Source organism: Mesorhizobium sp. M3A.F.Ca.ET.175.01.1.1, from assembly GCF_004791945.1.
Classification (GTDB): Bacteria; Pseudomonadota; Alphaproteobacteria; order Rhizobiales; family Rhizobiaceae; genus Mesorhizobium.
This window is the reverse complement of record NZ_SRTP01000001.1, coordinates 902,956-924,336: the sequence shown is the minus strand read 5'-3', so window position 1 is coordinate 924,336 and position 21,381 is coordinate 902,956. Positions and strand designations below refer to the sequence as shown.

The window sequence follows — 21,381 nt, the reverse complement described above, 5'->3', positions numbered from 1 at the left end:
GTATTGGTTCTGGGCATGCAGTTTGGACAGGGGGCGGTTCTGCCGCTGGGTGTTTTGGGTCTCGACAACAAATCCAGGATCGTCAGGCAAGCGCTTCTCGCATGCCGCCGCTATTTCCTCTTTGCGGCGGTATTCAGCCTGGCGATCAACCTGCTTTATCTCGCATCGCCGCTCTACATGCTGCAGATCTATGACCGGGTGGTCACCAGCGGCAGCGAGACGACGCTGGTGATGCTGACCCTGGTGCTGCTTGCGGCCTTCCTGGCGCTCGCCGGGCTCGACCTTGTGCGCGCCGCGATCCTGACGCGTGCCAGCGCCCGGCTCGACCGGCTGCTGTCGGCCAAGATCCTGGCGGCTTCCGTCGAGACCCCGTCGCAAGGGGCCTCGCAAAGCCAGCCGATCCGCGATTTCGATACGTTCCGGCAAGTGATCACCGGCAGCGGCATCCATGCGCTGTTCGATCTGCCGTGGTCGCCGATCTATATCGGCATCATCTTCCTGCTGCACCCGTGGCTCGGCTTCTTCGCGCTCGGCTCCTCGCTGCTGTTGATCGCCATGGCGGTGCTCAACGAATACATGGTGCGGGCGCCGCTCAAGCAGGCCAATGACCTTGCCACGGCCAGCTACAATTTCACCGAAATGAGCCTCAGGAACGCGGAAGTCGTCCGCGCCATGGGCATGATCGACGGGCTGGTGCGCCGCTGGGGGCGCGATCGCGGCCAGGCGCTGCGGCGACAGGGGCAGGCCAGCGACCGGGCGGCGCTGATGTCCGGGATGATCCGCTTTCTGCGCCTCGCCATGCAGTCGCTGATCCTCGGCCTCGGCGCCTATCTGGTCATCGAGCGGCAGATCACCGGCGGCTCGATGTTCGCGGCGAGCCTGTTGCTGGGCAGGGGGCTGCAGCCCATCGAGCAGATCGTCGGCCTCTGGCGCAGCCTGATCCTTGCCCGTGCCGCGCTCGGCCGGGTCGAGAAGCTCCTGGACGGCAGCGCTCAGGGCGAACGTGCGTTCAACCTGCCGAAGCCCACCGGCAAGATCGCCGTCGAGCAGCTCAGCTTCGCCATCCCCAGCCTGCAGAAGGTGCTGCTGCGCGATGTCTCGTTCCGGCTGGAGGCCGGCGAGGCGCTCGGCATCGTCGGGCCGTCCGGCGCCGGCAAGTCGACGCTCGCCCGCCATCTCGCCGGCATCATGCAGCCGAGCCGCGGCACGGTGCGGCTGGACGGCGCCGATCTGACGCAATGGGGCCGGGAGGCGCTCGGCGACCATATCGGCTATCTGCCGCAGGACATCGAGCTGTTTTCCGACACGGTGGCCGCCAACATCGGCCGCTTCAAGACCGATGTCGATCGCGACGTGATCGAGGCCGCCCGGCTCGCCGGCGTGCATGAGATGATCATCCGGCTGCCGCAAGGCTATGAAACGCAGATCGGCGAGGGCGGGGCGGTGCTGTCGGGCGGCTACCGCCAGCGCATCGCGCTTGCCCGCGCGGTGTTCGGCACTCCGAACCTCATCGTGCTCGATGAGCCGAGCTCCAATCTCGACGCCGATGGCGACCGCGCGCTCGCCGAATGCGCGCTGGAGCTCAAGCGTCGCGGCAGCACGGTGATCATCGTCTCGCACCGGCCTTCCACGCTTGCCAATGTCGACAAGATCCTGCTCTTGAGGGACGGCGGCGTCGAGGCCTTCGGCATGAAGAACGAGATCGTGGCGCTGCTCAACCAGCGCGCGGCGCCGATGGCGGTGGCCACCCAATGACCGACGTCGCCGCCACCTACCACAGCCTCTCCGTTGGCGACAAAGCCGGCGCCAACCCGGATTCGATCCGTGGACCGGTCTGGGTCGGCGTGCTCATCATTGCCGCGTTCTTCGGCGTGTTCGGCGGCTGGGCGGCGGTCGCGCCGCTCAACGGCGCGGTGCTGGCCGACGCGGTGGTCAAGGTCGAGGGCAACCGCAAGAGCGTCCAGCATTTCGATGGCGGCACGGTGAAGCAGATCCGGGTCAAGGACGGCGATGTCGTCAAGTCGGGCGACGTGCTGGTCCTGCTCGACGACACCCGCGCCCGCGCGGAGTTCAATCTCTATTCGCAGCAATACGCGCTGCTGCGCGCCACCGATTCTCGCATCCGGGCCGAGCTCGACGGCAGCGAGGCGGTCGCCTTTCCGAAGGACATCACCGCCGAGCATCAGGCCTATCTGCAGGACGCGATGGCGAGCCAGATCGCCGACCTCGAGAGCCAGCGGGCGCAGATGGCCGGCGCCAGGCAGATCCTGCAGAAGCGGATCGCCGAGCTCGAGGAGCAGATCGAGGGCAAGCAGGCGCGCGTCGAGTCCTTCCGCGCGCAGCTGAAATCCACCGTGGACGAGAAGGCCGGGCTTAACAAGCTGCTGAAAGCCGGGCTGACGACGAAGCCACGCATCCTGGAGCTCGACCGGTCGGCCTCCGACCTGCAGGGCCTGATCGACCAGGCGCTCGGCGAGATCGCGGGCAACCGCCAGAGCAAGGCCGAGCTCGAGAGCCAGATCGCGCAGCTCACCAACGAGCGCCGGGCAAAGCTGTCAGCCATGCTGATCGAGACGCAGGCGAACCTTGCCGACCTGGTGCCGAAGATGTTTGCCGCACAGGCCATGATGAACCGCGCCGAGGTGCGCGCGCCCTATGACGGCCAGGTGATGGACCTCACCGTCTTCTCCACCGGCGCCATCGTCGCCCCCGGCCAGACCATCCTCGACATCGTGCCGACCAGGAATTCGCTGATCGTCCAGGCCCAGGTGCGCGTGGAGGATATCTCCAGCCTGCGCGCCGACATGACCGCCGAGATCCGCTTCACCTCCTACAAGCAGCGCACGACGCCAGTCATTCACGGCCAGGTCACTCATATCTCGGCCGACCGCGTCACCGACGCCAAGACCGGCTTTCCCTACTATGTGGCCGATGTCGCGGTGGACGCCGACGAACTCGCCGCCGCGCCGCAGATCCAGCTCTACCCCGGCATGCCGGCCTCGGTGATGATCGTCACCGAGGAGCGCACCGCACTGGATTACATTCTCGGTCCGCTGACGGCGTCGCTGCACACGGCGTTCCGGCAGAAATAGCGGCCGCCCTCATCGCCTCTCAAGCGCCGCCGCAAGCCCGGGCAGGGGGCCGGCCTGATGCGCGCCGAGGTGCTGCAACCAGTTCCGACATCCGCCGTTTCAGCTTGCCGTCTGCCGCTCCATCTCCATTTCGGCCTTCAGGCTTTCGATGTCGCGGAAAATCGAGGCGACTGCCAGCGTGCGTCCCTCGCGCTTGAACCGCAGCAGGCAATCCTTGGCGGCAATGTCGCCTTCGACCGCTATCTCGTCCCATCGCTCCGCATGTCCGACGTAGTTGATCGGCACGTCATAATGCTGGCTCCAGAAGAACGGGACTGCGGTGTACTTCTCCCGATGCCCGAGCATGTTCAGCGCTGCGGTCTGCCCTTGCCTTTCTGCGACCACCCAGTGCTCGACCCTGATGTTTTCGCCACTGTGGGGATCGGGCCACCGCGCAATGTCGCCGGCCGCGAAGATGCCGGGCGCGCTCGTTTCCAGAAAGGCGTCCACCACGATCCCGCGGTCGAGGCTGAGACCGGCCTTTTCGGCCAATCCGAGCCGCGGCCGCACGCCGATGCCGGCGACAACGAAATCCGCGCTCAGCGCAAGACCACTGCTCAGTTGTATGGTCCGGCCGTCGATCGCGCTCGCGGTCTCCTTGAGATGAAACACGACGCCATTCCGCTCGTGGAGGTTGCGGATGAAGTCGCCCATTTGCGGCCCGAGGACCCGCTCCATCGGGCGTTCTTCGGGCGCGACGACGTGAACTTCGATGTCCCGCGCGCGCAAGGACGCGGCAACTTCCAGGCCGATGAAACTGGCGCCCAGCACGATGGCGCTGCGAGCAGTCTTGGCTCGCTCGATGATTGCGCCGCAGTCTGCTAACGAACGCAGTGTGTGCACGTGTGGCTGATCTGCGCCGGGGATGGTGAGGCGGACCGGTTCGGCTCCCATTGCAAGCAGCAGCCGGTCGTAGGCAATCCGGTCTCCGTTTGCGAGCACGACCTGGTGGGAGCGGACATCGATGTCGGCGGCGTTGGTTTTCAGACGCAGATCGATGTCGTTCTTTGCGTAGAAGCCTGCCCCACGCAGCGGAATCCACTCCGACGGCGCTTTGCCGGCGAGGTAGTCCTTGGAGAGGTTGGGACGATCGACCGGCGGCGCCTCGTCCTCGCTGAGCATGACGATGCTGTCCCGATGGCCTTCGCGACGCAGTCTTTCGGCGGCTGCGAAACCAGCCGCGCCGCCGCCGACGACGACGATCTTGCCGGCCGACTGGCCAGCGCCTGCGCCGGCAGGCTTTTCAGCCGCCCGTTTGCGCTTCTCGCCGACGACTATCCGCTCGCCACGCTGCTCTACCGACCAGCAGGCCAGTCGATTGAAGGCAGGCGCGCGCAAAGCTTCGCCCGTGCGCAAATCGAAGCATGCGTGATGCCACGGGCACCGCACGGTATCCTCCACGAGAAGGCCGTCGACCAGCGGCCCGCCGTAATGCGTGCACGTCGCTCCGACTGCGAAGATCTCTGCCCCGCGGCGCACCAACAGCACCTGTTCGTCGCCACAGTGACCGACAAGCTTTCCGCCGTCGGGAAGATCCGATAGCGCAATGCCCTGGGCCAAATCCGGTCCGCTCGATTTGGAATGGTCGTGAGCCATCTTCTTCTCCCTTGCGCCATTGATGTCAGAACCTGCGCTCGACAGACTGAACCCGGGCGACGTTTTGGGCAATCACATGATCGCTTGGCCGCTCCGGTTGGTGAGTTCGAGGCGTTGTCGGCATCGCCCACCATCTGACGGCAGGCGTCGCCATGGTTTGATGAGATTTCGTCTGATCGGTTTCCAACCAGGCGAAAAATTTTGTGGCTCTGACCGCACCGCGGATCAGGTCCTGGTCCTCCGTCGGTAATGACGGGTCGGGTCAAACCGGCTATGCTCAAGGATCGATCGGGGGTTGAGATGGTCGCTGAGCCATTTGCGGAAGTTGCGCTCCAAATGAGGGGCTTCCAGGTCTCGCAGATGGTGTTTGTCGCGGCAAAGCTGCGCCTGGCCGATCGGGTCGGGGATTCGGGCCGAACCGTTTCCGACCTGGCGGCGGACAGCGGCGCCCGGCCCGAGATGTTGCTGCGTCTGTGCCGGGCTCTCGCGGCCTTCGGGATCTTTGCCGTCGACGACGCGGGCATGGTGAGCCAGACACAGAAATCGGCCTGCCTGAGAAGCGACGCATCGCCGACCCTCCACTACGCAGCGCTCTACTGGGGGCTGCCGAGCACCTGGGCCGCATGGGGCAATTTCCATCATGCGATCATGACCGGCGGGCCTGCCTTCGAGGCCACGTTCGGCATGCCGAATTTCGAGTATCTCAAAGCCAATCCCGAGCAGAGCGCGGTTTTCGACGAATTCATGCAGCACAGCCCCGATGATCGACATGCTGCGGTGGCGGCAGCCTACGATTTCTCCGGTGCCGGCGTCGTCGTCGACATCGGCGGCGGCAATGGCGGCCTGTTGCGCGCCATCTTGGATGCCCACACCGACGTGCGAGGCATTCTCGCCGACCAGGCGGGAGTGGTGGCTGCAGCCAGCAAGGCTCTTGGGCATCAGGCTGGCCGCTGCGAAGTCATGGCCATCGATTTCTTCGCAAGCGTACCCAAGGGCGGAGATATCTACACCCTGGCCCAGATCCTCCACGACTGGAACGACGAGAGTTGTCTCAGACTGCTGGCGAATTGCCGTGCAGCGATGAAGCCGGAAGCGCGGTTGCTCGTGATTGAACGCCTTCTCGAAACCACGGCGGGATGCAGCCTGCCGATGAATTTCCTCAGCGACATGCATATGATGACGCTGTTTCCGGGAGCCAGGGAGCGTACGCCCGAAGAGTTCAGCCGCCTGTTCCGCGAAAGTGGCCTGAGGGAACCGAAAATTATCCCCACCCGCTCTCCATTCGGCATCTTGGAGACTGGCCTCGCCTGACCTTGCGTGCCTTCCGCAACTCCATGACGCATATGTGCGAGCTAGCTTCTGCCTCCAGCGTTGCCTCGTTGCCGGTGTGACGTCAGGAAGGAAGATCACCTCAGATTGCTCTTCGGAAACAGCACGCGATCGGGTTTTGCATTCATCCGCGCCAGCATTTCCTTGATCAGCCGGGTTTTGGTCCGCCCGGCCTCCTTCGGCGGCACGAGGTAGCGCACGATGGCCTCGAGCCAGGTGTTCTCACTGACGCGAAAATGAACCACCGGATGCTCCTTCACTTCGAGCTCGTCCACCGGCGTTTTCGACAGGATGTGCTTATAGACCTTCACCTTCTGGCTCATGATGTCGCCGATCTGCTCGTCGACGACCTCTCTCATGGTTGCAGCCACGAATTCCAGGTCGCTCTCATAGGCGAGCTGAAACTTGATTTCGTTCCAGACATAGGGAAACAGCGGCCAGGAATAGTTGAAGACCGGCGTGTCAAACACGGTGGAGTTCGGGAATTTGATGACCCGCCCGCTCGGATGATCGGTCCAAAGATGCTCGCCGCCGAATTCCCATAACGTCGTGTCGAGATAGCTGACATCGATGACATCGCCATGGGCATCGCCGATGCGGATGCGGTCGCCGACGCGATAAGGCGCCCTGGCCAGGATATAGATCCAGGCGATGAAACTGGAGATCGGCATCTGCAGCGCGAAGCCGAGGATCAGCGAAATCAGGCCGAGCGAAACGACGGCCGCGTACCAGTTCACGAACAGAACCGAAATGGCGACGAAGACGATAGCGACGACGACGATCAGTCGAAAGATGCGCTTCAGGTTGAAACGCGAGACGCGATTGGGAATGCGGCCGATGAGAAACACCTCGACGACATTCGCCACGGTCAGCATGCCGAAGATGACAAGGCCGCCCCAGACGTAATTCAGCACGCGAACGCGCAGAGGCGGGTCAAACCAGTCCAGGTGCCAATTGATGAGGAGTTGGAGGGCAAAGAGCAGCAGGGCGCCGGCAGCGAAACCAGCCGTCCACCAGAGGTCTTGCTTGCGCAGGCTGAAGCGGAATTTTTCGTCGGGCTTCTTCGCCTTCCGCTGAATGGTTTTCGGATCGGCAGTCTGCTGTGCGGCCCGTTCGAGCCGGGAAAGGTTCTCCTGTTCTTTGTCGCGCGGTTCCATGGGTTCACCTCGCCATCAACCCCCAGCAGCGCCATCTCGTTCCTTCGTGCCGGCCCGCTGCGCGGCTGGATGAGGGCAATCGTATATGGCAGGCCACCCCACCCCTCTCCGACCACTACGCGGCCACTTCTCCCCCTTTCATGCCTTTCATGGGGGCGACCAACGCCAATCGCTGACGTCGCAGCCTGGTTCGCCCCGGAACGGTGGCTCGGCGAAGCCGAGACGGAGAGGGGGAGCGCCATATGCAATTTGCATGATGGCTGGAGAGCGAGTGTGTTCATGAAGAATGCGCGGCGCGGGATGCTCTTCGCCAGCGAGTGAGCTTGCTCGATGCTAGCGGCGCGCCGGTCCGGCCGGTTACGCTGCGTTCAGCTCCGCCATGTAAGGATTTCGCAATCTGGAGGGCAGCGGGCCAATGTTGGACAACTACGAGGTGGACCGGTTTGGCGTGATCCACCAGATCGACTTCACGCCGATCAAGTACGACAAGCAATATATCTCCTATTACGAGGACCTGAGCGACCGGACCATCAAGCTCGGCTATCAGCGGCTTGGCTGGGTGCTGGGGGTAACCGGCGAGATTCCGCGCTCGGTGCTGGAGATTGGATATGGCACAGGCACATTCATCGAAGCCGCGAAGATAACCGGGGTCGCCGATTGCGCCGGCTGCGACATCGCCGAGTTTCCGCTGCCCAAGGGTGTCCGCTTCGTCGATTGGAATGAAGCGCTGGCCAGCTCGTGGGATCTCGTCGCCATGTTCGACGTGCTCGAGCACATCCCGGATCTAAGTTTCCTCGGCCGGCTTCAGACCCGGAACCTTGCCGTCGCCGTCCCCTATTGCCGCTGGCGCGAGCTCGGCGCCGACGGCGACGCCTGGTTCAAAACCTGGCGCATGCGTCTTCCCAACGAGCACCTGCACCACTTCGATCGCGAGTCGCTGGTGGCACTGCTCGCCCACAACGGCTTCGACTGCGTGACGCTGAACTCATTCGAGGACGGCATCAGGCTGCGACGCGGTGAGGTGGGCCCGAACATTCTGTCCGGGTTTTTCAGGAGGCTATAGCGGAGATTCTGTCACTGCTGGCCGACGGCAAAGGCCTTTCAACATAGGTGCGGACGACGGAGGACTCCGCGGTTCTACATTCTCTCCATGATAATTTTTCCTGAACACCCGGTGCCAACGCCGGTCCCTTTAAATTTGCCGGTTCCGTTGTCACCCTTTATGACGCCAGTCAGGGTGTTCCCGCCTGTTCTTCCCTTATAAACAAAGGTGTGTCTTATATTGACAGCGCCGCTGCTGGAAATACTTCCAGTAAAGCCGCTGCTAGACGATATCTTACCGTCACTTATGACGACCGATGTTGAGAGTTCTCGCCAATCGCCACAGTCCGTTATGGCTCGTCTGACCAATTTCCAAGTGCCATTAAAGGCGCTTAGCCCGCTCGTCTGAGGCACACAATGATCGTCCTGCACCCTCGTTCCGTCTTCACAAGTAAGCCGGCAGATGCGAGCTCTGACTGCCCTTAGTCGTGCCAGAAGTTCCGCTGTCGGTTCCAACGATGCAAGCTTGACCCCTTGCCGATCAGCATAGTCCCGAAGCGCTTTGCGGCTGCCAGCCCCCCATTTTCCGTCAGCCTGGCCTTCAAGGCATCCTATGCGGAAGAGTTCCGTTTGCGTGGCGCGCGCAAGTCTGCTGGGGTCTGTGGCAGCTGCCGATGGCTGCGCCAGCGGCTCGGAGTGCTCAAGGCTTGCGACTTCTGTCCCCTTGGCGTCGTCGGTTGCCTTAGCGGCGCGCTCCGTCTCCGGCAGGTGCGCCACCTGCCGTTCCATTTCGATGCGCTTGTCGATCGCGTCGATCTTCAACCTCGCAAGCGGTGCAAAAGCGCCGCCCGGAAACTGCTGCAAATACGCCTCGAAAAAGCTCTTGTCAGTCGAGTCCTTGATAGTCGCCCAATATGCAAGTTCGACTGCATTGTCCGGCGACGTCGACTGTGGAGTGACGGTAGCTACCTTCGGTTCCGTTGCGAGGGGCCTCAACACAACCTCGCCGGTGAGCGAAGAGTTCTCCCACGGCACTTGCTTGCCCTGCGTCGCAGCCAGGACATCGCGGCGCACCTCGACGAGGTCCCGCATGATGTCCTGCCCCGGCGTGCCGAGGTGAGCAACCAGCGCAGTGGTGAATGGTGAATTCCGTCCTGCTCCGTCGACAGCGACATTACCCGGTTGCGTTGCGAACGCTATGAGCGAGCCGACTCCGCTGCCGAGCCTGGCTAGCCCCCGACTCACGGAACCGGAGCGCGTCCCCATCGAGCGGGAAAGCTTCTCGGCGAACGGATTGTCCCGGCAGGCGTCCAGGAAGATGAGGTTGACCTTGGTGCTGCGCTCCATCGCTGAAAGCACGAGGTCCATCGGAAGTGTCTCGAAATCGAGGTCATTGTAGCCGGACAACTCGGCATCGACCGGCACCATGTAATTGCTGCCATTCACCTGCAGGCCGTGCCCGGCATAGAAAAACAGCGCCATATCGGCACCGTCGAGCTTTTCCAAGAACTCACGCACCGTGCGACGCATTCCCGCGAGATCGAGGTCCTGGCCGCTGACGACCTCGAAGCCAAGGGTTTCAAGCTTGGCATTCATGTCGGACGAATCGTTCTTCGGGTTGGCGAGTTGGACGGTATGCTGATAGGCCGAATTGCCAATAACCAGCGCCACGCGTTTCTCGGCTGCTGCCTGACCCGAAACAGCGACAAACAATAAAGCCAAGAGAATGAAAGCGCTGCGCATGGCAGAAACGGCTCCCCCGAGGAATTGTAGCAGAGGCTAATACAGTCGAAAAGAGCTATGCCCCCGGGCTGCGGACGAACGGCCTGCGATCCCGGAGATGGTTCTTGGCGACTGCCGTTTCGGCGCGGGCCGGGATTTCCATACTAACGGGCGACAATTTGCTTGATACACCCGAACGGGTATGCTGGCGGCGAGCAACGCTTCCACTGGCTTGGGGTCTATTGGGCGTGCGAACACTTGGCCGAGTCGTCAGCCTGCACCGAGGTGGCATCGCCGCATCATTCGCCTATCTGGTTCTGCTGGGCGTCTCGACTGCTCTCGTGTCACCGCCGTTGGAGAATATAGTGCGCGACGTGATGACGGTGTCGATCTCGCCGTTCACCCAGCCCCCATCCAACATCGTTGTGGTCTCGATAACAGAACAGACCCTGGCGAATTTTCCATATCGCTCACCACTGGACCGCGGCTTCTTGGCCGACATCGTGGCCCGGATCGAGTCGGCCCACCCTCTTGTCATCGGTATCGACCTGTTATTCGACCAGGCGACAGAGCCGCAAAAGGACGCCCGGCTCGAAACGGTCATTGAAAACGCCAGTGTGCCTGTGGTGATCGCCTCGGCGTCGCGCATTGATGGTCTCACCCGGAGGCAGTCCGACTATCTCGACGCGTTCGCTCCGTCGGCAAAGCGGGGCCTTGCCGCATTATCGCATGACAATCTCGACGGCGTGGTTCGTGGAGCTTTTTCAGGTCGGGAAACGGAAGGAGGTTGGACGCCAAGCTTTGCTGCTGCGATCGCGGCAGCGACCGGCATTGGTCGCGGCCGCTGGCCGGAGGAAATGGTCTACTACCGCACCGCGAACAGCTTGCCCTTCAACTTTCCAACCTATCCGGCACAGGCCGTCAGGCTGGCGCCACTCAGCTGGTTCAAGGGGAAATATGTTCTTATCGGCATGGACCTGCAGCAAATAGACCATCATCCGACACCGTTTGCGTTGTTGAGCGGCGCAAAGATCGGTGTTCTCCCTGGCGTCGCAATCCACGCCCACGCCTTGGCCGGAATGTTGTCCGGGAACAGAATAACGATCCCCCGGGCTGCAGCGGGGTACGCGCCAATGCTTCTTGTCGGGCTGTTCTGCTTGTGGATCGTTTCGCGGCCGAATCCGGTGGTCTTCAAACCAATCGCGGTCGCCGGAGCGGTGCTGCTGGTGTGGATCGGCCAAGCCTGGGTCTTCGCGAAGTTCGCAATCCTGTTTCCGATGGTCGCACCTGCATTGCTTGTGCTCGGTCTGTCGGCATTCGTTGGCTTCCTGGCTTGGAGACGGGACGCGAAAGCTCGCCACTTCATTCAAGACGCGTTCTCGAAATATGTCAGTCCGGCGGTCGTTGCAGCGGTCGTCGAGCAGCCCGCTGCCCTGCATCTCGGTGGCGAACGGCGTGAGATCACCTGTGTATTCACGGATGTCGAGGGATTTACGTCACTCAGCGAAAAACTTGCGCCAGAGGTGCTGGCAGACCTATTGAATGAATATCTGGACGGGCTCTGCGAGTTGTTCATCGAGCATGGTGCAACCATCGACAAGGTCATCGGAGATGCGGTGGTCGGCTTCTTCGGAGCTCCAGCGGCGCAAAATGACCAGGCGGAGCGGGCAGTGTCCCTGGCACTGGCTGTGCAGGACCTGGCTCAGCGGCTGCGAGAAAGATCCGCAGGACGAGGCCATTCATTCGGCGCCACCCGCATAGGTATTCACGGCGGGCCGGCAATCGTCGGCAACTTCGGGGGAAATCGGTTCTTCAACTACACAGCTATTGGAGACACGGTAAACACCGCAGCCCGGCTGGAGGGCGCAAACAAGTACATCGGCACGAAAAATTGCATAAGCGCGGAAGTGGCGAAACAAGCGACACGCTTTTTGTTGCGCCCTGCGGGAGTTCTGCACCTAAAGGGCAAGAGCCAAGGTATCGAGGCTTTCGAGGCAATGAGCCCCACGCCAGAGAACACGATGCTGTGCGAGGCTTATGCAAAGGCATACGCCCTGCTCGCCACCGACGATAAGCTCGCGACAGGGGCATTTGAGCTGCTGGTCAAAAGCTATCCCGAAGATGCATTGATAGCCTTTCACCACAGTCGTCTTGCAAGCGGACGCTTTCAAGCAGACATTCATCTCGCCGACAAATAGGGCCATCCTTGCCATGAGCCTCAGGCGTGCGATCTCGCAGTTCGCCTTTCTGGCCCTCGCCGCGGCCGTTGTTGTGACGGCGCAACGCGCGGTGGCAGGCAGTCAATATGTGGTCCTGTCAGCTGAGCCGGCCGTGGATGAACTGCCGCCAGGCAAGCTCTTCATGCCAAGTGACGTCATCAATGTGCCAGCCGGTACAGTCGTCACCTTGCTCGGCGAGGACGGCAGCGTGAACCCCATTTCCGGTCCTGGAGCCTTCGTGGTCACCGAGGACCGGTTGGTGCCTGACGGTTCAGAGCGGGCCGCCGACGGGCAGGCAGGACCTTCAAGCCTGGCCCTGATAGCCGGCCTTTTGACGAATGAGCGCAAAAGAAGCGAGTCCATCGGTAGCGCACGCGCCATCCCCAACCATTCCCAACCGAGGGGACTTGACGATCCCTGGGCGATTTCCATCGAAGAATCTGCTCCTGGCTGCATCCGCAATGGCGAGGTGGTTTTGACGCGCCAGGCGGTCGGCGACAGCGCGGTGTTGTCGGTTCGCGTCGGACATGGAGAGCCATTGAACGGCTTGGTCTGGAACGCCGACAGGCTCACTTTCTCTCTTCCGGATCCAATTCCGGCCGAGGTAAAATCGATTGTCGTCGAGACCAACAAGACATCGGCGTTGATCGAAATTAAGATGTTTCCGGAGAACGCTGTTCTCGAAAATCCGCTGGAAGTTCTTGGATGGATGGTGAGCAGCGGTTGCAAACGGCAAGCGTTGGCCTTTGTGCGTCAACTTGTGACGAAACAACGCTAGATGATCAGGTAGGAGCCGCGCCGCGAATGACGGAGCGGCTGGCCGACGGTACAGCGGTGCCGTTCTCAGACTCGCATCGCCGGGCATCACGCAAGCAAGGCATTGAGTGCTGATGGTCTGTCGATCCACTGGTCCGAGCTTGTCGAATTCCGCGCAAGAGCACAGTATCAGGCGAGAGACAGGCATCATCGGCCGATATCTAGTTGAATGATGAAGTCCGGACGCGCTGGAAAATCCAGAGGAGGGTGCGATGCTCCACCCGCGTTTCAACGTTATTGCAGCCTTGCTTGTGGCTGCGGTTTTGTTTTGTGCCAGGGGCCCGGTGGAGGCCGCCGAAGAAACCGGTTTCGATCCTTTCGTAATTGATGAGTTGAGTGCTCCCAACTCCGTTGCGATCATCGAAGACCCGACCGGCGAGGCACCGACCCCCAAGGTGTATTCATTTCGGATTCCCTCAGGTTATTGCAATCCACGCCGGTATGAGCCGCATGCTCCAGCCAACGACTGCGATGAGCAGTCGGTACGGTCGCAAATTCGTGAAAACGTCTTTGCGACCAAAAAAAACGGCAATGGGCAACCGAAACAGAGTTGGTATGGATTCGCTCTCTACTTGCCAGAGGACTTCCCGTATGGCGTAAAACAAGCTGACGGTTACATGCAATTATTCTATTTTCACAACAAACAATGCCAGCACGTGTCACTCGCAAATTTCGCTGGAAAAGACGACTCCCTCTACATTGCATTCAGTAGCGCGCTCGGAAATTACAGCTGCACGCCAGGTCCGCGCCTAAAAGTAACTGATTTCAAGAATCTCATTGGAAAGTGGAGCCGCTTCGAACTGTTCATCAAATGGGCGAAGGACAGCTCCGGCCAGGTTAAGGTATACCTCGATGGTAAACTTGTCACGGAGTGGCGTGGACCTACCTTCACTCCCGGATTCGAGCGCACAAATTACGCGAAGTTCGGCATCTACCTTTGTTGCACCCAATCGGTCGCTCGGGTCAGAGGCGCGTCGCTGTACTTCGCGGCGGTGAGCCGGGCTGAAACTCGCGACGGTCTCTATACTCAAGGCGACGCCCTCGCGCTCAAATCGCTGCAGGTGACTCTCAATGCTTTGGGCTGTGATGTCGGCAAGCCGGACGGGCGTCCCAACGAGCGCACCCGCGAAATGGCGCTGAGTTGCCGCACGTTGCCGGCGGGCGCCGCACCTCGGGATTTAAGCGTCGCGACTGTGAGGTCCTTCCTCGCGCTCTACTCGGACCCTGCAACCGCTGCTTTGCCCAAGGGAAGATTCATCGAGCCGCCACTGGAAGTGGGGTCCGTCTCGAACGTGCCGAAGGATGTTGCGTCACCGTCCGGTCTACTGATGCCCGTGTTCAAGGTACATGCGTATGAGGGGCAGGCGCAAATGGGAGGCAACGACTCGACCTATGTCACGGATCTAGACATCAAGATCGACAAATCCGGCGGAACGCCGAATTTCTCCCTGGCTGTCGTAGTTCATTCCGCTGTCCCTGGGGACATCGGTACACTTGAGATGTTCCTGAACGCTCCTACGAAATCAGCCCGCAAGGTCGCTTCTTGCGCCCTGGGCACTATAAAATATCCCGACGGCACCGACCACGTCGCCTTCAGGTTTGCCAAGTCCGGGGACACATGGATCGTCGGCAACGCTTCATGCCTGATCGCGGCGCTACCAAAGAAGGAAGCTGCGGTTGCGCGCTTTGTCGCCGATCATTTTTCGGACGTGGCGGTAGGCATGGTTGCAGATGGCAGCGTGAACCTACTGACGTTCGACGTGATGCGCAGTTTTGTCGGCAAGGTTGCCACCGGCGAACTGAAGGTCGCAGGACAGTAGCCTTCACAGAAACTCCGCATCGCAGGACAAGATCATTCCGAAGGCTCTTCCCTGAGCCGCCATCCCCCTTGCCAACCCCGCCACTTTCCCCTAATCTCTCTTTTGAGAAAACCTTTTCCCAAACCGCTCCACGCTAGCTGACCTCACCCGTCGTCTTCGCGCAGGGCGATAAGAGAAAACCTTTTTCCAACTTGGGATGCGCCTCGAAAAATGTCGTCCGACGCCGAGCAAGCGCCTGTCTTTGCCAAGCCGCCGGTCACCCTGCGCGAGGTGGCGGCTGCCGCCGGTGTCAGCGTCGCCACGGCGTCCAAGGCGCTGAACGGGCAGGGGCGCATGACGGTCGAGACGCGCGAGCGCATCCGCGAGACGGCGCGGCGTCTGGGCTTTCGCCCGAACAGCCTGGCGCAGAGCCTGCTGCGGCGCCGCTCCTTCACCGTCGGCCTGCTCACCAACGATACCTATGGCCGCTTCTCCCTGCCGCTGATGGCCGGCGTTTCGGATGCGCTGGTCGACAATGGCGTGTCGGTCTTCCTGTGCAATGTCGAGGACGACCAGCGGCTCGGCCAGTTGCATGTCGAGGCCATGCTCGACAAGCGCGTCGACGGCATCATCGCCACGGGAAAACGCGTGGACCGCCATCTGCCGGTCGACCTTTCCCATCTGCGCGTTCCGGTCGTCTACGCCTTCACCCAGCCCGATCCCGGCGCGATCGGCCTCGTCTCCGACGATGCCGGCGGCGCGCGGCTGGCCGTCGAGCACTTTGTGCGGCTCGGACGGCGCCGCATCGCCCATGTCAGCGGCCCGGAGAGCTTCGCGGTGGTGCCCGTGCGCGCCCAGGCTTACCGGGACGTGCTTCAGGAGAACAATCTGGTCGTCGGCGAGCCGCTGCTCGGTGCCTGGTCGGAGGCCTGGGGCCACGAGGCGGTGGCAAAGCTGTTCGCGGGCAGGGGCGAGAAGCCGGACGCAATCTTCTGCGGCAACGACCAGATCGCCCGCGGCGTCATCGATGCGCTACGCGAGCGCGGCATCCGTGTGCCCGACGATGTCGGCATCATCGGCTTCGACAATTGGGAGATCGTGGCCGAGGCGACGCGGCCGCCGCTCACCTCGGTCGATATGAATCTGGCAGCACTGGGCCGCGAGGCCGGGCTTGCCCTGCTTTCGCTCGTCGACGGCCAGCCGGCCGCGCCGGGCATCAGGAAACTGCCGTGCCGGCTGGTGGTGCGTCAGTCATGCGGCCGCCCAGCGGGCGGCTGAGGCAACGAAGCAAATGGCCGAGCTCTGCCCGAACCCGCGGGCAGCATGGCCGAACAGGGAGGAGAACCATGAGGAGGAATACCATGAACAGCATGATCGCGAAGCTGGCGATCGCCGCGGCGGTGATCGGCTGCGGCCTGCAGGCGGCGTCGGCCGAAACCGCCAACATCTGGGTGCGCGCCGACGGCTCGAACTTCATGCCGCGCATCGTCGACGCCTTCAACAAGGCGCACAAGGACCAGATCAAGCTCGACATCATTCCCAATGCCGAGATCATCCCGAAATATGGCGCGGCGGCCGCCGGCGGAACCGCCCCCGACGCGCTCTCGCTCGACCTGATCTACACGCCGTCCTTCGCCGCCGCCGGCCAGCTCGAGGACATCACCGATTGGGCCAAGTCCTTGCCCTATTTTTCCAGCCTGTCGCCGGCGCATGTGAAGACCGGCACCTATAAGGGCCGCATCTATGGGCTGCCGTTCTCGGCCGATTCCTCGGTGCTGATCTGGAACAAGAAGCTGTTCAAGCAGGCCGGGCTCGATCCTGAGAAGGGCCCGACCAACTGGGCCGAGATCGAGGCCGACGCCGAGAAGGTCAACGCGCTCGGCGGCGACATCAAGGGCTTCTACTTCTCCGGCAATTGCGGCGGCTGCAACATCTTCACCTTCACGCCGCTGATCTGGGCCTCGGGCGGCGACATCCTGTCCGAGGACGGCTCCAAGGCCACGCTCGACAGCCCGCAACTGCGCGGCGCCATCGACCTCTACCGCTCGATGGTCAAGAAGGGCCTGGTGCCTGCAGGCGCGGAGACAGATGTCGGCCACGATTTCTTTGCCGCGTTCGCGACCGGCAAGATCGGTCTCTCGCCCTCCGGCGCCTTCGCCATCGGCGCGCTCAACACCCAGTATCCCGACATCGACTACGGCATCACCTTCCTGCCGGGCAAGGATGGCGGCTGGTCGTCCTTCGCCGGCGGCGACAATTTCGTCGTCACCAAGGGCACCAAGAAGATCGAGGTGGTGAAGGAGTTTCTGGACTTCGCTTATTCGCTGGAGGGCCAGACCATCCTGGCGAAATATGGTAGCCTGCCGGTGCGCGGCGACATCGCCAAGGAAGCGCTGAAGGATCTCGATCCGCGCTACCAGGTGGCGGCCGAGGCGATGGCCAAGGGCAAGACTCCCTATTCGGTGGTCTTCAACGACCTGATCAACTCCGCCAACGGGCCGTGGACGCAGATGATCAACGAGGTGTTCTTCGGCGACGATGTCGACGGCGCCATCGCCAATGCCCAGGAGACCATGCAGTCGATCATCGACCAGGCGCCGCAGAAGTAAAGTGCGGCAAACCTCCCCCTCGGGGGAGGTCGGACCGCAGGTCCGGGTGGGGTCGCCCGCGAAGTACGCCGACGCTCTCTCCCCGTCGGCGCACGTCATAGAGGACCCCACCCCCGGCCTTCGGCCGGACCCTCGCCTCAAGGAGGAGGGGGACGCCGCGCCCTATCGGAAGAAGCATTCATGACGTCCATCGCAGCAACAGCCTCTTCCGCCCGCGCCCGCAAACTGGTTGGCGTCAGCCGCCGGCAATGGGTGGGCTTGCTCTATGTCCTGCCTGCCGTCGCCCTAGTCACCGTCTTCTTCGTCATCCCGCTCGGCATGACCGCCTGGATGTCGCTCAACAACTGGCCGCTGATGGGCGAGCATGCCTTTATCGGCTTCGACAATTACGTCGCCATCCTGCGCGACAACCGCTTCTGGAACGCGCTCAAATTCACCTTCTACTATACGGTGATCGTCACCATCGCGATCTTCGCCGTCGCCTTTCCGCTCGCAATCTTCATCGAGCGGCCGCGTCCGCTCACCAATCTCTACCGCACCGCCTTCTTCATGCCGGCGGTGGTGGGCTTCGCCTCGGCCAGCCTGCTCTGGTCCTGGCTGCTCAACGTCGATTCCGGCCTGTTCAGCCCGGCGGCCCTCGATCTCGGCCTGACCGAGAAGAAGGTCAATCTGCTCGCCACCTTCCAGCCGGCCTTCTGGTCGATCATCGCCATGGTGGTCTGGAAGGTCGCCGGCTTCACCATGATCATCCTGATGACCGGCCTGCAGTCGATCCCGCAGGATTTGCAAGAAGCCGCCGTCATCGATGGCGCCGGCCCCTTTGCCAGGTTCAGGGCCATCACCTTGCCGCTGATGCGCCGCACGCTGGCGCTGGCGCTGATCCTGTCGGTCGCCGGCTCGATCCTCGCCTTCGACCAGTTCTACATCATCCTGCGCGGCGGCCCGCGCAACCAGACGCTGACGGCCGTCTACTGGATCTTCAACCAGTCCTTCGTCTCGTTCAAGCTTGGCTACGGCGCGGCACTGTCCATGGTGCTGCTCTTGATCCTGGTGGCGCTCAGCCTCATCCAGCTCTGGCTGCTGCGCAAGCCCGAGGGGCTCGACTGATGGCCGAGGCGATGTCCCGCAGCCGCAAGGCGGCCTTCAGCTTCGGCAGGCATTCCACCGGCATCATCGCCTCGGTGCTGTTCCTGGCGCCGATCGTGTGGACGGTGCTGTCGACCTTCAAGCCGGCGCAGGAGGCGCGCCAGCCGCCGCTGCCGCCCTGGCCGACGACCGGCTTCTCGATCGAGAATTACCAGACGCTGAACAGCTTCGGCGACGGGCTCTGGGCCTCGGCGCAGAACAGCATCTACGTGTCCGTGATGACGGTGCTGCTCTCGGTGCTGGTCAGCGTGCTTGCCGGCTACGGCTTCTCGCGCTTCCGCTTCCCCTTCCGGGACTTCTTCTTCGTCCTCATCCTGTCGACGATCATGATTCCGTTCCAGTCGATCCTGACGCCGATCTTCCTGGTGCTGACCAGGCTCGGCCTGCACAACACGCTGACCGGCCTGGTCTGCGTCTACGTCACGCTGCAGCTGCCGTTCTCGATCTTCATGATGCGCAACGCCTTCGACGCGGTGCCCCGCGAGATCGAGGAGGCCGCGCGCATGGACGGCGCCAACAACGTCACCATGCTGGTCAAGGTGATGCTGCCGCTGGTCTGGCCGGGCGTCGTCACCATCGCGCTGTTTGCCTTCCTCGGCGCCTGGAACGAGTTCCTGGCCGCGCTCGTGCTGATGACCGACCAGTCCAAATTCACGCTGCCGGTGATGATGACCGCACTGCAGTCCGGCCGCTTCGGCGCCATCGACTGGGGCGCCGTGCAGGCCGGCGTCACCGTGATGATGGTGCCCTGCCTGATCCTGTTCCTGGCGCTGCAGCGCTTCTACATCCGCGGCCTCATGGCCGGGGCCGTCAAATAATCCGCCGCATTCGAATGGAGTGACATTCATGACCGCATCGCAAACCGCCGCCGCACCTGCCAAGCCGAAGCTCGCCTTCCGGCCGCTGCCGGTGCCGCAGGTCGATGTCCGCGGCTTCTGGGGCGACCGCGTCGACGCGGTTGCCGCCAAGACCGCCGGCATCCTCTACGACCGCTGCGTCGAGGCGCGCATGCTGGAGCAGATCGATCCCGACCGGCCGTCGCCGGGCGTCGTCATCCCCTTCCATGTCAGCGACGGCTTCACCTCGCGCACCGTCACCACGCAGATGTTCTGGGATTCCGACTGGGGCAAGACCATCGAGACTGCCGCCTATTCGCTCTACCGGCGCCGCAATCCCGATCTGGAAGCGAAGATCGACGCCGTCATCGACATGTATGGCAAGCTGCAGCAGGCGGACGGCTATCTCTCCAGCTGGTACCAGCGCATCCAGCCCGGCCTGCGCTGGACCAACCTGCGCGACTGCCACGAGCTCTATTGCGCCGGCCATCTGATCGAGGGCGCGGTCGCCTATTACCAGGCGACGGGAAAACGCAAGCTGCTCGACATCATGAGCCGCTATGCCGACCACATCGCCGACACCTTCGGTCCAGAGCCGGGCAAGAGAAAGGGCTATTGCGGCCATGAGGAGATCGAGCTGGCGCTGGTCAGGCTCGCTCGCGTCACCGGCAACCGGAAATACATGGAGCTGGCGAAATACTTCATCGACCAGCGCGGCCAGCAGCCGCATTATTTCGACGAGGAGGCGGTGGCGCGCGGCGCCGATCCCAAGGATTTCCACTTCAAGACCTACGAATACAACCAGTCGCACAAGCCGGTGCGCGAGCAGGACAAGGTCGTCGGCCACGCCGTGCGGGCGATGTATCTCTATTCCGGCATGGCCGACATCGCGACCGAATATGGCGACGACACGCTCAAGGTGGCGCTCGAGCGGCTTTGGGACGATCTCACGACGAAGAGCCTCTACGTGACTGGCGGCCTCGGTCCATCGGCCGACAATGAGGGCTTCACCAACGACTACGACCTGCCCAACGACACCGCCTATGCCGAGACTTGCGCCTCGGTCGGCCTGGTGTTCTGGGCCAGCCGCATGCTCGGCATGGGTCCCAACGCCCGCTATGCCGACATGATGGAGCGGTCGCTCTACAACGGCTCGATCTCGGGCCTCTCGCTCGACGGCTCGCTGTTCTTCTACGAGAATCCGCTGGAGAGCCGGGGCGGCCACCATCGCTGGAAATGGCACCGCTGCCCGTGCTGTCCGCCCAATATCGGTCGCATGGTGGCTTCGATCGGCAGCTATTTCTACGGCCTCGCCGACGATGCGCTGGCCGTCCATCTCTACGGCGACTCGACCGCCCGTTTCGAGATCGCCGGCCGGCCGGTCAGCCTCGTCCAGACCAGCAACTATCCCTGGGACGGCGCGGTCGCGATCGCGGTCGAGGCCGAGGCGCCGGTGGCGTTCACGCTTCACCTGCGCATACCCGCCTGGTGTCGCAGGGCCGCACTGCGGGTGAACGGCAAGATGGTCGATCTCGAGACGGCAACGGTCGACGGCTACGCCGCGATCCGGCGCGAGTGGCGCCAGGGCGACCGCGTCGAGCTCGACCTCGAAATGTCGATGGCGCGCCTCTTCGCCAACCCGCATGTGCGCCAGGACATCGGCCGCGTGGCGCTCGCGCGCGGGCCGCTAATCTATTGCGTCGAGGAGACCGACAATGGCAGCGGGCTGAATCGCATCGCCCTGCCGCGCACGGCCGTGCTCGAGGCGCACAAGGAGCCGAACCTGCTTGGCGGCATCGTCACCCTCTCGGTGGTCGGCGAGCGGGCCGAGGCGGAGAACTGGGGCAGGGATCTCTACCGCCCCGAGCCGCCGGTGACGCAGGAGATGCAGCTCAAGGCGGTCCCCTATTTCGCCTGGGACAATCGTGATCCCGGCGAGATGCTGGTCTGGTTGAGGGAAGGTGAGGGCTGACGGCGCCC

15 protein-coding genes are annotated in these 21,381 nt (G+C 62.6%); 12 read left to right on the top strand and 3 right to left on the bottom strand.

Features of this window, described 5'->3' with window-relative positions; all coding sequences use genetic code 11:
* The first annotated feature begins 15 nt into the window (after positions 1-15).
* Complete coding sequence (locus EN818_RS04560) at positions 16-1,755, top strand: type I secretion system permease/ATPase (protein ID WP_095809131.1); 1,740 nt, start codon at positions 16-18, stop codon at positions 1,753-1,755.
* On the top strand, positions 1,752-3,092 hold the full coding sequence (locus EN818_RS04555) for an HlyD family type I secretion periplasmic adaptor subunit (RefSeq protein WP_095809130.1): 1,341 nt from the start codon (positions 1,752-1,754) through the stop codon (positions 3,090-3,092). Before EN818_RS04560 ends, EN818_RS04555 begins: the two co-directional genes overlap by 4 nt.
* 99 nt (positions 3,093-3,191) lie before the next feature.
* Here the strand turns inward: EN818_RS04555 and EN818_RS04550 are convergent, their stop codons facing one another.
* Positions 3,192-4,727 (bottom strand): FAD-dependent oxidoreductase, encoded by a 1,536-nt coding sequence (locus EN818_RS04550; RefSeq protein WP_095809129.1) that lies wholly within the window; start codon positions 4,725-4,727, stop codon positions 3,192-3,194.
* A gap of 360 nt (positions 4,728-5,087) precedes the next feature.
* Between EN818_RS04550 and EN818_RS04545 the strand changes: the two genes are divergently transcribed.
* Positions 5,088-6,038, top strand: coding sequence for a methyltransferase (locus tag EN818_RS04545; RefSeq protein ID WP_165349850.1), 951 nt, complete (start codon positions 5,088-5,090; stop codon positions 6,036-6,038).
* Between the two features lie 95 nt (positions 6,039-6,133).
* Here the strand turns inward: EN818_RS04545 and EN818_RS04540 are convergent, their stop codons facing one another.
* Positions 6,134-7,213 (bottom strand): mechanosensitive ion channel family protein, encoded by a 1,080-nt coding sequence (locus tag EN818_RS04540; protein ID WP_095809127.1) that lies wholly within the window; start codon positions 7,211-7,213, stop codon positions 6,134-6,136.
* A gap of 433 nt (positions 7,214-7,646) precedes the next feature.
* Between EN818_RS04540 and EN818_RS04535 the strand changes: the two genes are divergently transcribed.
* Positions 7,647-8,276 carry a class I SAM-dependent methyltransferase gene (locus EN818_RS04535; RefSeq protein WP_245454793.1) on the top strand — a complete coding sequence of 210 codons (630 nt, stop codon included), beginning with the start codon at positions 7,647-7,649 and terminating at the stop codon, positions 8,274-8,276.
* Between the two features lie 74 nt (positions 8,277-8,350).
* On the opposite strand, the gene EN818_RS04530 is transcribed toward EN818_RS04535, so the two are convergent.
* Positions 8,351-9,997 carry a caspase domain-containing protein gene (locus EN818_RS04530; RefSeq protein ID WP_095809125.1) on the bottom strand — a complete coding sequence of 549 codons (1,647 nt, stop codon included), beginning with the start codon at positions 9,995-9,997 and terminating at the stop codon, positions 8,351-8,353.
* A 104-nt stretch (positions 9,998-10,101) separates the two neighbouring features.
* Here EN818_RS04530 and EN818_RS04525 point away from each other — a divergent pair, with 104 nt between their 5' ends.
* The 8 genes from EN818_RS04525 (at position 10,102) to EN818_RS04490 (ending at position 21,373) form a co-directional block, all read left to right on the top strand.
* On the top strand, positions 10,102-12,174 hold the full coding sequence (locus EN818_RS04525) for an adenylate/guanylate cyclase domain-containing protein (protein WP_135906515.1): 2,073 nt from the start codon (positions 10,102-10,104) through the stop codon (positions 12,172-12,174).
* Positions 12,175-12,187: 13 nt separating this feature from the next.
* Positions 12,188-12,973 (top strand): hypothetical protein, encoded by a 786-nt coding sequence (locus EN818_RS04520; RefSeq protein WP_095809123.1) that lies wholly within the window; start codon positions 12,188-12,190, stop codon positions 12,971-12,973.
* 250 nt (positions 12,974-13,223) lie between these two features.
* The gene (locus tag EN818_RS04515; protein ID WP_095809122.1) at positions 13,224-14,831 is read left to right on the top strand and encodes a heparin lyase I family protein; all 1,608 of its coding nucleotides are present in this window, start codon (positions 13,224-13,226) and stop codon (positions 14,829-14,831) included.
* A 210-nt stretch (positions 14,832-15,041) separates the two neighbouring features.
* Positions 15,042-16,088, top strand: a complete 1,047-nt coding sequence (locus EN818_RS04510; RefSeq protein ID WP_095809121.1) for a LacI family DNA-binding transcriptional regulator — start codon at positions 15,042-15,044, stop codon at positions 16,086-16,088.
* Between the two features lie 83 nt (positions 16,089-16,171).
* Positions 16,172-17,419 (top strand): sugar ABC transporter substrate-binding protein, encoded by a 1,248-nt coding sequence (locus tag EN818_RS04505; RefSeq protein WP_095809120.1) that lies wholly within the window; start codon positions 16,172-16,174, stop codon positions 17,417-17,419.
* Between the two features lie 180 nt (positions 17,420-17,599).
* Positions 17,600-18,526, top strand: coding sequence for a sugar ABC transporter permease (locus tag EN818_RS04500; RefSeq protein WP_095809118.1), 927 nt, complete (start codon positions 17,600-17,602; stop codon positions 18,524-18,526).
* Entirely contained in the window at positions 18,526-19,383 is an 858-nt protein-coding gene (locus EN818_RS04495) for a carbohydrate ABC transporter permease (protein WP_095809117.1), read from the top strand. The genes EN818_RS04500 and EN818_RS04495 overlap by 1 nt, the downstream gene beginning before the upstream one ends.
* 28 nt (positions 19,384-19,411) lie before the next feature.
* Complete coding sequence (locus EN818_RS04490) at positions 19,412-21,373, top strand: glycoside hydrolase family 127 protein (protein ID WP_095809116.1); 1,962 nt, start codon at positions 19,412-19,414, stop codon at positions 21,371-21,373.
* Positions 21,374-21,381 lie beyond the last annotated feature (8 nt).

Excerpts from the sequence above, each read along its gene's own strand:
- EN818_RS04515 (WP_095809122.1), top strand. The coding sequence starts at position 13,224 with ATGCTCCACCCGCGTTTCAACGTTATTGCAGCCTTGCTTGTGGCTGCG.
- EN818_RS04555 (WP_095809130.1), top strand. The coding sequence starts at position 1,752 with ATGACCGACGTCGCCGCCACCTACCACAGCCTCTCCGTTGGCGACAAA.
- EN818_RS04530 (WP_095809125.1), bottom strand. The coding sequence starts at position 9,997 with ATGCGCAGCGCTTTCATTCTCTTGGCTTTATTGTTTGTCGCTGTTTCG.
- EN818_RS04540 (WP_095809127.1), bottom strand. The coding sequence starts at position 7,213 with ATGGAACCGCGCGACAAAGAACAGGAGAACCTTTCCCGGCTCGAACGG.
- EN818_RS04560 (WP_095809131.1), top strand. The coding sequence starts at position 16 with ATGCAGTTTGGACAGGGGGCGGTTCTGCCGCTGGGTGTTTTGGGTCTC.
- EN818_RS04520 (WP_095809123.1), top strand. The coding sequence starts at position 12,188 with ATGAGCCTCAGGCGTGCGATCTCGCAGTTCGCCTTTCTGGCCCTCGCC.
- EN818_RS04500 (WP_095809118.1), top strand. The coding sequence starts at position 17,600 with ATGACGTCCATCGCAGCAACAGCCTCTTCCGCCCGCGCCCGCAAACTG.
- EN818_RS04550 (WP_095809129.1), bottom strand. The coding sequence starts at position 4,727 with ATGGCTCACGACCATTCCAAATCGAGCGGACCGGATTTGGCCCAGGGC.
- EN818_RS04545 (WP_165349850.1), top strand. The coding sequence starts at position 5,088 with ATGGTGTTTGTCGCGGCAAAGCTGCGCCTGGCCGATCGGGTCGGGGAT.
- EN818_RS04510 (WP_095809121.1), top strand. The coding sequence starts at position 15,042 with ATGTCGTCCGACGCCGAGCAAGCGCCTGTCTTTGCCAAGCCGCCGGTC.
- EN818_RS04490 (WP_095809116.1), top strand. The coding sequence starts at position 19,412 with ATGACCGCATCGCAAACCGCCGCCGCACCTGCCAAGCCGAAGCTCGCC.
- EN818_RS04505 (WP_095809120.1), top strand. The coding sequence starts at position 16,172 with ATGAACAGCATGATCGCGAAGCTGGCGATCGCCGCGGCGGTGATCGGC.
- EN818_RS04495 (WP_095809117.1), top strand. The coding sequence starts at position 18,526 with ATGGCCGAGGCGATGTCCCGCAGCCGCAAGGCGGCCTTCAGCTTCGGC.